13 protein-coding genes are annotated in these 15,637 nt (G+C 43.8%); 10 read left to right on the plus strand and 3 right to left on the minus strand.

Going from position 1 to position 15,637, the window contains the following annotated elements:
* Positions 1-588 precede the first annotated feature (588 nt).
* The 6 genes from E0H88_RS15405 to E0H88_RS15430 all read left to right on the plus strand — a co-directional run bounded on the left by E0H88_RS15405 (position 589) and on the right by E0H88_RS15430 (position 5,391).
* Entirely contained in the window at positions 589-1,545 is a 957-nt protein-coding gene (locus E0H88_RS15405) for an MlaA family lipoprotein (protein ID WP_131274978.1), read from the plus strand.
* 97 nt (positions 1,546-1,642) lie between these two features.
* A complete protein-coding gene (gigA, locus tag E0H88_RS15410) occupies positions 1,643-2,611 on the plus strand; it encodes an RsbU family protein phosphatase GigA (protein ID WP_131274980.1) in 969 nt (322 codons plus the stop codon).
* A gap of 113 nt (positions 2,612-2,724) precedes the next feature.
* Positions 2,725-3,243, plus strand: coding sequence for an anti-anti-sigma factor GigB (gene gigB / locus E0H88_RS15415; protein WP_131274982.1), 519 nt, complete (start codon positions 2,725-2,727; stop codon positions 3,241-3,243).
* A 24-nt stretch (positions 3,244-3,267) separates the two neighbouring features.
* Positions 3,268-4,092 (plus strand): carbon-nitrogen hydrolase family protein, encoded by an 825-nt coding sequence (locus E0H88_RS15420; RefSeq protein WP_131274984.1) that lies wholly within the window; start codon positions 3,268-3,270, stop codon positions 4,090-4,092.
* A 121-nt stretch (positions 4,093-4,213) separates the two neighbouring features.
* A complete protein-coding gene (locus E0H88_RS15425) occupies positions 4,214-4,639 on the plus strand; it encodes an organic hydroperoxide resistance protein (protein WP_131274986.1) in 426 nt (141 codons plus the stop codon).
* Positions 4,640-4,752: 113 nt separating this feature from the next.
* Positions 4,753-5,391, plus strand: a complete 639-nt coding sequence (locus E0H88_RS15430; protein ID WP_252152036.1) for a hypothetical protein — start codon at positions 4,753-4,755, stop codon at positions 5,389-5,391.
* Between the two features lie 114 nt (positions 5,392-5,505).
* Here the strand turns inward: E0H88_RS15430 and gspE are convergent, their stop codons facing one another.
* The gene (gspE, locus tag E0H88_RS15435) at positions 5,506-6,993 is read right to left on the minus strand and encodes a type II secretion system ATPase GspE (RefSeq protein ID WP_131274988.1); all 1,488 of its coding nucleotides are present in this window, start codon (positions 6,991-6,993) and stop codon (positions 5,506-5,508) included.
* Between the two features lie 93 nt (positions 6,994-7,086).
* Here gspE and E0H88_RS15440 point away from each other — a divergent pair, with 93 nt between their 5' ends.
* Together E0H88_RS15440 and E0H88_RS15445 are read left to right on the plus strand one after the other, a co-directional pair.
* Entirely contained in the window at positions 7,087-7,917 is an 831-nt protein-coding gene (locus E0H88_RS15440; protein WP_131274989.1) for a DUF432 domain-containing protein, read from the plus strand.
* 8 nt (positions 7,918-7,925) lie between these two features.
* Entirely contained in the window at positions 7,926-8,852 is a 927-nt protein-coding gene (locus E0H88_RS15445) for a mechanosensitive ion channel family protein (RefSeq protein ID WP_092820895.1), read from the plus strand.
* Positions 8,853-9,016: 164 nt separating this feature from the next.
* Here the strand turns inward: E0H88_RS15445 and E0H88_RS15450 are convergent, their stop codons facing one another.
* Entirely contained in the window at positions 9,017-11,731 is a 2,715-nt protein-coding gene (locus E0H88_RS15450; protein WP_131274991.1) for a DUF2339 domain-containing protein, read from the minus strand.
* A gap of 163 nt (positions 11,732-11,894) precedes the next feature.
* Here E0H88_RS15450 and polA point away from each other — a divergent pair, with 163 nt between their 5' ends.
* Positions 11,895-14,660, plus strand: a complete 2,766-nt coding sequence (gene polA, locus E0H88_RS15455; RefSeq protein WP_131274993.1) for a DNA polymerase I — start codon at positions 11,895-11,897, stop codon at positions 14,658-14,660.
* 247 nt (positions 14,661-14,907) lie between these two features.
* Here the strand turns inward: polA and E0H88_RS15460 are convergent, their stop codons facing one another.
* Positions 14,908-15,354, minus strand: coding sequence for a DUF2314 domain-containing protein (locus E0H88_RS15460; protein WP_131274995.1), 447 nt, complete (start codon positions 15,352-15,354; stop codon positions 14,908-14,910).
* 131 nt (positions 15,355-15,485) lie between these two features.
* On the opposite strand from E0H88_RS15460, the gene E0H88_RS15465 reads away from it, so the two are divergent.
* Positions 15,486-15,637 (plus strand): helix-turn-helix domain-containing protein (locus E0H88_RS15465; protein WP_165493334.1); only part of this gene is annotated, 152 nt, incomplete at its 3' end.

Here is a 15,637-nt window from a genome sequence, read left to right on the forward strand (position 1 = left end):
AGCCTGCCGCCAGCGTTCAATCTGAGCCATGATCAAACTCTTCAGTTTAAAATCATTAGTAGCTTATGGCTACAAATCTTGGCTCATCAATTTTCTGACAAATATTTCTCAAATAAACTTCGAGTAATTTCTACCATCAATCAATGAAAATAATTTCGATCAATCAACCAGTAAAAATCCACACAAGTTGTTCTTCATAATCTCTTAATGATCTTCTTGTTGGTTCGTCACCAGCAAGCTAGGTCGGCTATATTACTCTCTATCTCTAGAAAGTCAACCAGTAAATCAGATTATTTTTAAACTTATCAAATAAAACCTAACTCAACCAATCTTAACTAAGTTACTGTTTTATCAGAAGTTTTAATCTTCATCACCGCCGATGGATGTGCATTCTACAGTATTTCCAACCCAATGCAACACCCTTTTTTAACTTTTCACATCATCGGGATATTTTTTAATCATTTTATCTTTTTTTCCTACATATTTTGATCAAATTTGTTTTAATAAGCCTATGCAGAGACCTGTTAATATATTTTATTACGTATTTTTAGCTTTAAGTACCGGCTTCATAGAGCTCTAGGATTTTTTATGCGTCACTTTCATTATATTTGGGCTAGCTTTTTATCTTTAGGGTTAATTTCTCCTGTATTTGCACAAGATTTAGCTCCGTCTGCTAAATCTCAAACTACATCAGATCTAGACTCTGCTACATCACAAACTCAGACAGCTCAAACCTCCCGTCTTGATGCACTCAAAGAGTTAAAAAATATTAAAGCTAAAGACTTAAGAGTAGACGCCAATGCAACTCAACCTGAAAACCAGAAGGATCCTTTACAACCTTTAAACAGACAGATCTTTGCTTTTAATGAGGTATTGGATCGCAATGTTGCCCGCCCTCTCGCCATTCAATATAAGGAAAAAGTGCCGACTGAAGTGCGTGGCTCTTATCGCCAGTTTCGTAAAAATTTAGGCGAACCATGGAATGTGGTAAATCAGTTGATTCAAGGTCGTCCGCTTCGTGCGGCAGAATCTTTAGGACGCTTTACCATTAATACCCTCACCACCTTGGGCTTTGCTGATCCTGCTCGTCGTATCGGTTTATCTGCCGAAGAGGAAAACTTTGGCACGACACTGGGTTATTACGGCATTCCTTCCGGTCCCTATCTGGTGTTGCCCGTGTTTGGCCCAAGTACCTTCCGTGATACTGTGGGGCTGGTTGTCGATGGTCAGGCCCGTCCACAAAAGTATCTTTTAGAAGATCGTGAAGGACTATACTGGAGTGAGCAAGTGCTACGCGGTATTGATGCACGTTCGCAACTTTTAGATATTGAAGATGTGTTGCAAGGTGACAAATATTCTGCAATTCGCGATATTTATTTACAGCGTAAAAACTTTTCAATTGCCGAAAAGAAAGGACTGGAACCTGAAACCCTGTTCATTGAAGATGACCAAGACAGCTCTCAGGATCAACAGGACAATTCTGATCAATCCAGTGATGCAACCTCTGAAGATTATGCAAACACCACACAAGTCGCATTTATTTAATAGTAATATGATCAGCACAGCATCTTCCTTTGCTGATCATTAGATTGTTATAGTACAGCTCTCGATGTTATCAATTTAAGGATCATACAATTTCTTTATGTATTTCATTCAACCGACTCGCAATATTCCTTATTTAGATCAGGTACTCAGCGCACTTCCCGGTGTGCAAATGATTCACATAGACGATATTGATTTGTATGACCCAACCATCCTGGCAATTGCTGATGTACAGGACTATCTTATCCATCAGTGGTCACTTCCCACGATTGTGCTGGCTTTTGAAAATGAAGGCACAGCTTTAGCCCAAGCCTGGGAGCTTGGGGCTTTAGCAGGCTGGATCTGGAACAAGCTGCCACGTGACCCGGAAGATTCCTTACTGAAAATTGATGCTCAGTACAAGCGCAATCAGGATAGTCGCGACCTTCCTTCAGCTGCAGAATTACAAAAACGCTTACTCCCCAACCCTATAGAACTGATGAACTATAAAGTTGAAACCCTGTTTCAACCTTCTGCCTACCTGTCTGGCGACTGGTATGATTACTGGAAAATCAGCGATAAAGAGATCATGTTCTATCTGGCGGATGTTTCCGGACATGGCGTGACCAGCAGTCTACTCACCTCCTGGATGGCGGCTTTTCACGGGCGCTCTAAAACACCACGTGAATTGGTCAAAAAACTCAATGGCATGCTGGTGCAAGAAAATATTGAAAAACACATCACCATGATTGCCGGAATTTTAAACCTGGAAACGCATCAACTGCGTTGGTCAAGTGCCGGGCATTATCCTCCCGCCATTATCTTTGAACCCAATCAGCCGCCTAAAATTTTAAATACCAGCAGTTTCCCTTTGGGACTCACTGAAGACCTGGAAGTTGAAGAGTTTGAATGCGTACTGAATCGTCATGCCCGGTTTATTATTTGTTCAGATGGTGCACTTGAACCATTTGATGGCGGACTCAATGAACAATTTGAAAAATTAGTCTTTCATTTGCAAAATCAATCATTCCAGGCCCCGGAACATGTGGCAGACGATATTGCCATCTTAAGTTTACGCCGAATGAATTAATCACATAATCAATACGTTAACTTTCAACTAAGCAATATACGACTGTTGGCTACTTGAGTCTATAGTGGCCCTATGTGATAATTTTAATATCCTTCTCTGCAAATGGCATTTATATGTCAACAGGTCATGTTGAATATGCAAGCTTGAATGGAACGCATATTTTTAAGCTTATTGGCGAAGTGCGTGCTCAATCTTGTATCAGTCTAGACAAACTTCTTAGTAAACTTGAACAGCAATCAAATGTCGTTGGGGCAATCGTAGATTTAACCCAAACTACATTTATTGACAGTACGGTTTTGGGTGTCCTTGCCAAGCTGGGTTTAAAGCTGAAGCAAACCCATCAAATTCAGGCCGTCATGTTATCTACCAATCCTGATATTACCACCTTGGCCAATAGCATGGGCCTGGGACAGGTTTTTGTGATTTTAAATTACTGCGGTGACCCGAAAGTTTGTACCCGCGAGTTAATTGAAGAGCACATTACCCATAATGCCATGTTAACCACTGTTTTAGATGCGCATAAAACCTTGATGAAGTTAAATGACAGTAACCAGAACATGTTTGAGCCTTTGGTGAAACAATTACAAAAAGAACAAGAGAGCCTAGAACAGGTCTCTCAACAAAACGTATAAAAATGATGATTTAGAGCTCACACCATGACTTTACTCTCTGTTGTACAAATGAATTCCCAAGATGATATTGAAGCGAATTTCATCGTGATCGAGTCATTGATACAACAAAGTAAAGCAGATGGGGCCGAGCTGATTGTTTTCCCGGAAAACTTTGTCTGTTTTGCCGCAGGAAAACAACGCGAGACTGCAGCGCAGTTCGAAAACCTACAGCAGCGTCTGGAAAAACTGGCACATCAATATGAAATCTGGATTGTGGCAGGGACACTTCCCTGCCCATTCCGACCGGATGGTTCCATCATTACCGATGGCCGTGTACGCACCGTCAGTTTATGCATCAGCCCTGAAGGGACTGAAGCACGTTATGACAAGATTCACCTGTTTGATGTACAAGTGGGTGATGCTGTTGGTGGATATCAGGAATCTCGATTCTTTGAGCCGGGTACCGATGTGGTCGTTGCCCAAACCCCATTTGGCCATATTGGTCTGATGGTGTGCTATGACTTGCGTTTTCCTGAACTGGCTTTAACTTTACGCCATCAAGGTGCAAATATACTTACTGCACCTGCTGCATTTACCTATACGACTGGCCAGATGCATTGGCAGTTATTGCTTCAGTCACGCGCGCTGGATAGCCAGTGTCAGGTTTTAGGTGCAGCTCAACAAGGCTGGCACGGTAAAAAACGTCAGACTTGGGGACATGCAGCTGCCAGCAATAGCCGGGGCCAAATTTTAGATATCGTTCATAGTGAAGGCGCAAGTTTAATTACCGTGCCGTTTGATTTAGCTGAACAAACCCAAATCCGTGAGTCAATGCCTTTAATTCAGCATCGTAAAATTATCAGCTTCTAATTTGCCTGCCTTAAAACCGAATTTTCATCTCTGGACTTCTATAAAATTACAAAATCACTGCTTATTCTTTATTCAAAATCCCACACCATAACAGCTTCAACAAAAATGTAGGGATGAAAAAATGGCATTAGAAAAAGCAGTCTATACAGCAAAAGCGAAAGCTACAGGTGGGCGTGACGGACGTGCAACCTCATCGGACGGAATTCTGGATGTCCAGTTAGCCGTGCCCAAAGAAATGGGCGGACCGGGCGGCGGCACCAATCCCGAACAACTTTTTGCCGCAGGTTATTCAGCATGTTTTTTAGGTGCCATGAAATTTGTCGCCAACCGGGATAAATTCAATATCAGCAAAGATGCCTATATTGAAGGTGAAGTCGGAATTGGTCCTATTCCAACAGGTTTTGGTATCGAAGTAACATTGAATATTCATTTAGAAGGTATGGATCAGGCCGAAGCACAAAAACTGGTGGATGCCGCACATATTGTCTGCCCCTACTCCAATGCGACACGTAACAATATTAATGTAATCCGAAATGTGATTGTCTGATTTTCGAAACCTACTTAAAAGCAGGCACCCCTTTTAAGTAGGTTTAATTTTTAAAAATATTCTAAATTGACCTTAAGACCGAGACCTTCTAGTACACTACATGTAACTTTTTATTGACCCAAACAACGTCTAAATCATATCTAAAAATGAAATCACTTAGAAAATCAAATCACGACATTCTTATACAGCTCACCAATATTGCACATAATTTTAAATCAACTGAAGAAAGCTATCTCCTTTCTTATCCTTATTTTTTAAGTTACTTCAAAAGTTTAAAATCTATAAACCTGGAAAATTTGATTATCGGGATAAGCTTTACTTATTCTTGGATGCCAACGACCCTCAAAACAATAAATCTTCAAAACTCAAAGGAAGTCATCACCCTATTGAATGATGTAAAAAATGGTGAGCTCATCGATGAGAAACAACTTACCACTCTAAAAACAGCCTTTAATAATTCTTTGGTCGGCACCTCAAAACTATTGCATTTCATCAACCCAGAGCAATATGCCATATGGGATAGTCGTGTTTTTAGATTTCTAAACAATTCAGAACCCCATAAATACAAACTGGAAAAACCCAAAGTTTATATTGAGTATTTAAAGCTTATCGAAAAGCTAAAAAATGAAAAAGCCTTTGAAGCATTTTTTGAGTTAATGAAACAAAATGTTGGTTATGAAATTACCGAATACAGAGCATTAGAACTTGGATTCTTTATAGGTGCCAAATTTCAGCACAAAGAAATCTCCTGACTTTGCATATTTTAAAATATGAATTCGCTCTTGAGTCTTATTCATACTTAGCTCAGTTGTAAATTTTCTTATGAATAATGAGGAAAAAGCAAAGCCGAGGAAGAGTTCTTCTAATCACTCCGCGGCTTCATTGGTCACACGCAGCACTTCTTCTAAGGTGGTCTTCCCTGCCAGCACTTTGCGTAAACCATCATCCCGAATTGAGCCGGACTGTTTACGTGCATAGGCTTCCAGTTCATATTCGGCAGCATTGCCATGAATCAGACGGCGCATCGGCTCATCTACCGGTACAATTTCATAAATGGCAGTCCGCCCCATAAAACCGGTATGCGAGCAGTGATCACAACCTTTCGGTTGCGGTAATTTTAATGCATTGTCTGTTTGTAAATGCTTAAAAATTTCGCTTTCAAAAGCATCCGCTTCATGCCAGGTTGCACAGCGCGGGCATAAGGTACGCACCAAACGCTGAGCGATCACGCCAATTAGGGAGCTGGCCAGCAAGAACGGTTCAATACCCATATCTTTTAACCGGGTGACTGCACCAATTGCCGTATTGGTATGTAATGTAGATAAAACCAAGTGACCGGTTAAGGATGCCTGCACGGCTATTTCGGCCGTTTCCAGATCACGAATCTCACCGACCATCACCACATCCGGGTCCTGACGTAACATGGCTTTTAAAGCGCGGGCAAAGGTCATGTCTACTTTGCTGTTGACCTGCGTTTGTCCAATACCTTCCAGTTGATATTCAATCGGATCTTCAGCCGTTAAGATATTTTTTGAGCCGTCATTCAGGTCAGATAAGGCTGCATATAAAGTCGTGGTTTTCCCCGAACCGGTTGGCCCGGTCACCAAGATAATGCCATGTGGACGATGCACCAGATGGGTCAAACGCTCATAATCCGGCTGCATCAAGCCCAGATGGGTCATATTCAGACGTCCGGCCTGCTTGTCCAGCAAACGCATTACCACACGCTCACCATGCGACGACGGCAAGGTCGAAACACGCACATCCACTTCACGCCCCGCCAGTCTTAAAGAGATACGGCCATCTTGCGGAATACGCTTTTCGGCAATATCCAGTTTGGCCATAACCTTGATTCGCGAGACTAAAAGCGGTGCCAGTTCACGGCGTGGCTGCACGATTTCGCGCAGCTGTCCATCGACACGCAAGCGCACCGACAGTTTTTTCTCAAAGGATTCAATATGAATATCCGATGCACCGACACGGATGGCTTCAGACAGTAAGGCATTGATCAGCCTGACGATTGGAGCATCATCTTCCTGATCCATCAGGTCTTCAGCTTCAGGTACCGAGTCGGCCAGACTGAGTAAATCAGGATGATCTTCCAGACCGGCTGCTACCTGTTGCGACTCACCGGTATCACCGGCAAAACTGGAACTGAGTAATTGGTGAAATTCCTGTTCACTACACAACTGGTGCTGTGCAGGATACCCCAAATAGCGACGAGCTTCCTGTATCGCCAGCAACGGCGTATTTTCACGGCGCACAATAAATGCCTGATCACCCTCGTAGCGCAGCAATACGCCATGACGCTTGGCAAAACTATATGGTATTTGTAATTGTTTAAGTACTTGCATCAAAGTTTATAATGATGAATAAATTGATTTGAGTGTACTCTAAGCATAGGACAGCGTGAAGTCTGTTTTTAATGATTAAGTGATAAAGGAAATATGCCGTTGTCTAAAAACGATGAATTGATAGATGCAGAGCAGCCCAATTTAATCAAATGGTGGGGCGAACAAAGCTTCGAATTGAACCAGCCTAAAGCCTGGCAGTTTGGTTCACTGTTATTTCGTCTGACCCGTGGTTTGCAGGAATGGCGCCTGGAATATCATCGTCCACAGGTGCAGTATGACTATGAACAGAAGTGGCATGCGATTGAAGATCCGAATTTTGCTTTTCCGCAACCGCTCAAAGTTGAACGTTATATGTTCAAGTCTACCCAAAATAAATTACAGCTGATGCCGCGTCTGGCTGATCGCTCGGTGGTGATTAAACCGGTCGATCCGATTTATATTCCGGCTGGTCAGCGCGGTACGCTGTATATCAGCACCCCTTTATGGATTGCCGGTTTTGTCGAAGGACAAAAAGATCCACTGTTTGATATTCCGGTGATTCTGCCCAAAGACACCTGGTTTGGACCCAATCATCGTCATGGCGAAATTTGCTATGCTACAGCAGTGGATGGCCGTACTGAACTGCATCAGCTCAAGCCACGTGCCTTTCGCGCGGTAACCCCCATTGAATTTCATAATACCAGCCATCAACAGTTACGCTTTGACCGGATGAATGTGCCGGTTTCTGCACTCCCCCTGTTCTATAGTGAAAGTACCGGTCGCCTATGGACGTCACAAATTAAAGTTTTGCATGAAGGCTTGGATAGACCGCCACGCATCCGTATTGAAAACCGTACCCCTCCTCATGCGGGTGAAGTGATCTATGTCCATCCGCCACGTGAACCGGCAAGTGCCTTGTTTAATATGTTTGATTCATTTTTCTAGGGGGTAATATGGCCGATTCAAATATTCCTAAAGAAATTACCAGCAGCTTCAAAAGTATTTTTACCAATATCAACACAGAACGCCTGACCGAGATTATCGTTGCCATCGTCCTGTGTTTTATTGGTTTTTTAATTGCACGTTTTGTCTCCAATACCTTTATCCGTACTGTTGGCTCACGCTTTAATGCCCACCAAAGTCTGGTTTGGCGACGCGGGATTTTTTATTTCATCTTCCTGATTTTTGTGATGGCCAGCCTGAAAGAAGCCGGTTTTAAACTAAGCGTGTTTTTAGGTGCAGCGGGCATTTTAACCGTAGCGCTGGGTTTTGCTTCGCAAACGTCTGCGTCTAACCTCATCAGCGGTTTGTTCCTGATCGGGGAAGGTTCTTTTGAAATCGGTGATACGGTACAAATGACCCTGATTCGCGGACATACCATTGAAGGTGAAGTGATTTCGATTGACCTGCTTTCAGTGAAACTGCTGACTCAGGACAATGTCTATGTGCGCGTACCGAACGAACAGCTGATTCGTGCCCCCGTCTACAACCTGTCCAAATTTCCCATTCGGCGAATTCCCATCACTTTAGCGATTAACTTCCACGAAGACATCATTAAAGTCCGTGAGGTATTGCTGGATGTTGCCAATAAATACCCGCTGGTTTTAGCGGATCCAAAACCGGCAGTAACCGTAACCGCTTTCCGTGAGTCCTCGATTGAGCTGTTATTTGCCATCTGGTGTAACCGTGAAAACTTCCTGAAAGTTCGCGATGAAATGCAGGAACGCATCCGTAACGGTTTTCTGGCCAATCAAATTGAAATTCCGGTACCGAAAATGGGCTTTGTCGACCGGCCAGCACCTGCCCAGCCTTTAAGTGATGAAGATATTGACCCGTATGCCAATGCCAAAGAAGTGAAGCGTGAGGCGGGGTTGAAATAATAAAATCCCTCCTAACCTCCCTTTCTTACACTTCATTTAAAGCGGCGCTTTAAATTTGCTCAGGGAGGAAAGTCCCTCTTTTTCAAAGAGGGATTTAGGGAGATTTTATTTATTTGCATCTAAAGAAAAGAAGTTACCTCTCCTTCTCTTGCGCCATATATGGCTCAGGGAGAAGGTCGGGATGAGGGATTCGTATTTTCCCCTTCCGGAATCGGTGCAATATACGCAATCATCAGCATCACAAAGCCTGCACCCAGGAATGAAATTACCCGGGTTAAGGTGCCAATATGCGACAGGTCAAACAGCACCAGTTTCAAGGTTACAATCACCAGAATACTACCGCCCAAAATCCAGACTGAACGCAACTGTTTTCGGCTGGCCAGACTCATGGTCATAAAGGCCAAACTGACCCATAACAAAGTCAGACTCAGTTGAACGGTTGCATTTCCCCACACCGCCATTTCATTAAACGGCGTGTTTAAATAAACATGCAATGCACGCAGCACAATATAACTGCTGAGCCAGAGCAAACTCAGCACCATCAGCACCGCGACAATGCCTTTATCCAGTCCCGATTTAACCTGCAAGGACAACATCCAGATAAAACCTGCCAGCATGGCAATACTGACCAGATCAAAAGGATTGATAATTGGCAGGATATAGCCCTGAAAGGCTTGCTGGCTAAACAGTTGCGAGCAGATAATCCAGCTCGCCATCAGCACCAAACTACTGCGGGCTTGCCAAAACATTTTCCAGTCTGGATTATCCAGCTGCCAATAACACCAGGCACAGAAAAGCAAGGGCAAAATCACCACACTGATATAAGGCATACCCGGAAGGAGGGTTAAACTGGTCATGGCCAGACTGGTCAAGGTGCCAAAACTGACCCATTCTTTTTCAGTCCGCACACCCAGTAGTGGACGAAGCCACAATGCCGTCAGCATCAGTCCGGAGAGTGCAAAACCCAGGCGGTCAAACAGCGTTGGCCAAACAATAACGCCCTGCTGACTTTGATCAATCACAATAATCAGGGCAAATACAAAGACTGGAATCAGACCCAGCCATTTGGGAAATAGCCAAGTCCAAGTGGCTTTGCACCGCAACATGGCTTCATTGATCAGCAGATAGAATCCGCTCACAATCAGCAGGCTCATCACCAGCTGGCTGGAATGCTCAATTTCATCCAGCAACAATACAATCAACATAGTAGTTGCAGACAGCATCTGCAAACAGTGGAAGGCTATCGTGGAGCTGCCCAGTTGCTGCCTAAAGGACCCTCGGCTATTTGCCACCACAACCACGGCAAAATAGCTCAGGCATAAGCCCCAATACATTTCATTGGGAAACTCATTCAATTCCACCAGGTAATACAAACTGGATAAGCCGGCAACAATCATCAGCCCCATAGCCAGATAGCGACTGATATCCGACTGGCGATACAAGGCATAAATAAAAATGATCAGCCCTTCCACAGCCCAGCCGATTACGCTCCATTGTTTGTGCAACAGAATCGGTGGAATTAATGCCAGAAAAATCAGCATTAAACTGAAATAGCTTTGAGAAATCAGCAGCACCGCCTGATGACGTTTTGAAAGTTGATACAGGCCTGCGTACACGGCTGCAAAAGCCAGACTCGCTCCGGCTTGCCACAGGGTTTCTTCAAAATGCATTAAATAAATAAAAATATAACCGACCAGAGGTGCGCCAAAAATCAGGGCAATATCCAATACCGGTTTGAGCTTGAACTGAGCAATATCTTCTTTGGCAATCAGCTGGCTAAAACGAAAACTCAGCCAGACAAAGATTGCCGTATGCACTGCCACCAAAAAGGTTAGGGTATTTTTCTCGAATTCTTTGCCCTGATAAAAGGCATAACCACCGCCAACGATGACCGTCATCAAGAACGCGATTTGATTCAGCATTTTCCAGGGGCGTAAGGTACTTAAAACCGCAACAGCCAGATTGATCACCACATAATAAGCAATCAGTTCAATCGCGGTCGCGTTGCGGACCGGCAAGGTAAACGGTGCAATATAGGCAATGATCATCGCCATCAGCGCCAGTTCAATGGATTGCTGTTTTAAGCTGAGAATCAGGGTCACACCCATAATCAGAGCAAAACACAGTCCAGCGATGGCGAGTGTCGGAATCACCGCATTGTAATAGGCAAAGAAAAGCGTCAAAAACAAGGCTGCTAAACCCAGACCTTCCAAGGCCAGGGCGAAACTGCGGTTTTTACTCTGCATCCAGTAACCAAGTGCGGTTACAGCCCCACTGATGCCTGCAACAATTGCCAGCTTCACTGCCAGACTGAGTTGCCAATGTTCGGTGGCAAAACGCAGTAACAGAATAATACCAATTACCAGTACCAAGATGGCGACTTTTAAAACCGGATTACCTTGAAAAATCCACTGCTTAAACTGTTCAATCAATTCCGATGATGATGTAGGCTGAGTTTCATGAGGCTGAGACTGTGGATTTTCGACAACCGAAGAAGCCAGCGTTTGAGGGTGCTGCAATCGCGTTTGAATCTGGTTCAATACCCCTTCTAAACGGCGTAACCATCTTAAAAAGAAAAAAACCCAGCCTGTGATCCCGACAGCAATTGCAAATTCCCAATCAAGAATGCCGCCGACAATGGCAATAATTGAACAAAGATATAAAGGAACTTTAGAGCTTTCCTGAACTGAAAGATGTGTTTCTGCAGCAATTTGTGCTGCCGGGGAATAAATCGCATCGACATATTGCATCACGCTCATGACAAAGGCCAAGCCACACAAATAGGTGAAGATGCGTACATCCAAAAACCAGGCCCCCACCCCGACAATAATCAATACCATCAGCCAAATCATCCGGATTTCGCTCTGTCCTTTCCCCATTTTTTCTTTATCTCAATCCTGATTGATTCGATGATACAACAGCTGTGACTTTGATTTTTAAGCATTCATCAGATATTCGGTAACACGCATCTTGAATGATGTGTCTATGTTCATGTGCAAAATCACGTACAATAAGGCCGATATTTGAATTAGGAATCTTTCAATGCCACCATTTGTTTTGGTCGATGGCTCATATTTTTTATTTCGTGCATACCATGCACTGCCACCACTAACCACTTCGACTGGTTTACAGACCAACGCAATTCGTGGTGCCATTTCTGCGATTCAAAAGTTGATGCGCCGTATCCAGCCGACGCATATGGCGGTGATTTTTGATACGCCTGAGCCGACATTCCGTCATCAGCTTTCGCCCATTTACAAGGGTGACCGCCCAAGTATGCCGGATGAACTGTCTCAGCAGATTCCCTATCTTCATAACCTGATTCGTGCTTTGGGCATTCCTTTACACACCCTTCCTGGCGCCGAAGCAGATGACGTGATCGGCACCCTGGCCAAACGCGCAGAAGCCAAAGGTTATCAGGTGCTAATCTCGACCGGCGATAAAGACATGGCACAGCTGGTCACCGATAAAGTGACCCTGGAAGACAGCTTTAAAGACAAGCCGATGGATGTGAATGCTGTCTTTGAAAAGTTCGGGGTGTGGCCCAACCAGATTGTCGACTATTTGACCTTGATGGGTGATACGTCAGATGGCATCCGTGGCGTACCGGGTGTCGGCGCGAAAACTGCGGCCAAACTGTTGACCGAATACGGTTCAATCGGCGGCATTCTGGAAAATGTCGATAAAATTAAAGGCAAAGTCGGTCAAAGCATTAAAGACAATGTCGAAGGCATTACCCTGGATCATCAGTTGGCCAGTATTGTCTGCGACCTGGATATGGGTCTTTGTTATGAAGACCTGAAACTCGGTGATCCGAATGTTGAAGAACTGCGCCGGCTCTATACCGAACTTGAGTTCCGTAACCAGTTGCAGTCCCTCGATCATCCGAATAATCCCAACAATTCCGTCTATAAACAGGCAGCCAAAAGTATTGCAACAGAGATCAATGCCCCAGCTGTCATCAATACTGAAGATGAGGCTGAACTGACCAGTGCGGATGATCAACTGGGTAAAGCCACTTATCACACCATTTTAACTCAAGCGGACTGGGACCTGCTTTTCCAGCGTTTAAGAAGTGCCAAACGTTTTGCCTTTGATACTGAAACCACCAGCCTGGATTACCGTATTGCAGAAATGGTTGGCTTTTCACTGGCTTTTGATGCCAACGATGCCTATTACATTCCGCTGACTCATGACTATGAAGGTGCGCCTGAACAGCTGAATCGGGAAACCCTCCTGGCGCAAATCAAGCCGATTTTAGAAGATGCAGCAGTTGAGAAAATTGGCCATCATTTAAAATATGATGCGCATATTTTGCAGAATCACGGCATTGAACTGCAAGGCTGGTATTTTGATACCATGCTGGCATCTTACGTTCTCAATTCTGTGGCGACCCGTCATGGCATGGATGATGTCGCTCGCGTGTATTTAAGCCATTTGACCACCACTTTTGAACAGATTGCCGGTAAAGGTGCTAAACAGAAAACCTTTAACCAGATCGAGATTGAAACCGCAGCACATTATGCGGCGGAAGATGCACATGTAACCTATCGTCTGTATGAAGTCCTGTCGAAAAAATTGCAGGCGATTCCTGAGCTGAACAATATTTTGCACAATATTGAAATGCCGGTAGCCCGTGTGCTCACCATCATGGAAGAAAACGGCATCGAGCTGGACCTGAAGTTTTTAGACCAATTGAGCGTGGATTTTTCCAATACCATCCAGAATCTGGAAAACCAGATTATCGAATTGGCCGGTCAGCCGTTTAATGTCAGCTCGCCGAAACAGGTCGGTGAAATCCTGTTTGATAAACTCGGACTCAAAGGCGGCAAGAAAACCTCGACCGGTCAATACAGCACCAGCGAAAGCATTCTGGAAAAAATCGACCATCCGATTACCGATTTGATTTTGCAATACCGTGGTCTGTCCAAACTGAAAAGCACCTACACCGATGGCTTGCAAAAACAGGCCAACAATGACAGCGGTCGTGTGCACACCAGTTATCATCAGGCGCTCACCGCCACAGGTCGTTTATCCTCTACCGATCCGAACCTGCAAAACATTCCGGTTCGTGAAGAAATTGGTCGCCAAATCCGTAAGGCCTTTATTGCCCCTGAAGGCCGGGTCTTGCTGGCAGCCGATTATTCACAGATTGAACTGCGTTTAATGGCGCATCTTTCCCAGGACGAAGCCCTAGTGGATGCCTTTAAGCATGGTCAGGATGTACACCGCCGTACTGCTGCCGAAGTTCTGGGCATTGCGCTGGAAGATGTCACCAATGACCAGCGTCGCCAGGCCAAAGCCGTTAACTTTGGTCTGTTATATGGCATGTCCGAATTTGGTCTGATTCGTCAGCTTGGCTTTACCCGTGAAGAATCGCAAAACTATATCAAGCAATATTTCCATCGTTATCCAGGCATTTATGAATATATGCAACGTACGCGTCAGGTTGCTTTGGAACAAGGTTTTGTAGAAACTATTTCAGGTCGCCGTTTATATACGCCGGATATTGATGCGCGTAACATGATGGTGCGCAAAGCAGCTGAACGTGCGGCCATCAATGCCCCGCTACAAGGTAGTGCAGCCGATATCATTAAAATGGCGATGGTGGAAGTGGATAAAATGCTGCCCAAAGATCAGGCAAAAATGCTGTTACAGGTACACGATGAATTGGTATTTGAAGTCGATGCCGATATTGCCGATGCACTAGCACCGAAACTGGCAGAAGTGATGCAATCGGTGATCCAGCTTTCCGTACCGCTGATTGTCGAAGTCGGCAAAGGCATGAATTGGGACGAGGCGCACTAATCAACAAATTTCCCCTCTTTTCTTGCGCATCGATTTAAAGCAATGCTTAAATCTCACTCAGGGTTAGGGGAGATTCATTTTCTATTCTATTAGGAGATGAGTCTCCTCAAAATGTACTTTCAATGCACAAGGGAGAAATTCTTTAATAAACTCAAAGAATTTCTCCAGTTATCATAAGTATCGAATATAAATGATGAAATCTTTTTAATTCAATCGATTATAACTTCCAATTTCTAAATAAAACTTATTAAAAATCAATAAGCTTAGTTACACCAACACGCTGATCAAATTCTATCTGCTGTTCTGCAGAAAGCTGTGCGCGCTGATGACGTAATGAATACCCCCCTATCATCTCCCCATTCTGCTTTAAAACATACCAATCTAAAAGATCAGACTCACTGAACTTCAACCACTGTCCAATCTGAATCCATTTAAATTCTTCTGGTAATTCAAAAGGGCGGGCAAAACAGAAATTATCTTCAAAAAATGGAGTCATCAGCCATATATTCGCACCATTTTCAGAATCTAAGCTAACCGGAATATAAAATTTAACGCAGGCAAAATCACCTTCAGATATTTTTTTTAAATTTTCTTTAAAAATATGCAGTGATTTTCTTGCAGTTTCTATTGTTGCCACATATGCATCTGCCTCATTATCTATAAGTATAAATTTTGGTTCAAGCTCACTACTCATTTAACAATATCCTGATTTAAAAATATTTAATTCTTAGATTCTCAAATGAAGTGCAACAGAGATTAAATTATTGGAAGGAAGCAAGATGAGCTAGCATTTTGCTTCCGACCGACCAAAGTCAAAGTTGCATCATGAACTACACTCATCTTACCCAAGAAGAAAGATATCAGATTTATACTTTGTTACGTGAAGGTTTTTCTAAACGTTATATCGCTTGGAGACTGAATCGCTCACCTTCAACCATTTCTAGAGAAATCAAACGTAATCGAGCGAGAAATGGCTA

Source organism: Acinetobacter sp. ANC 4216 (assembly GCF_004331195.1).
Taxonomy (GTDB): domain Bacteria; phylum Pseudomonadota; class Gammaproteobacteria; order Pseudomonadales; family Moraxellaceae; genus Acinetobacter; species Acinetobacter kookii.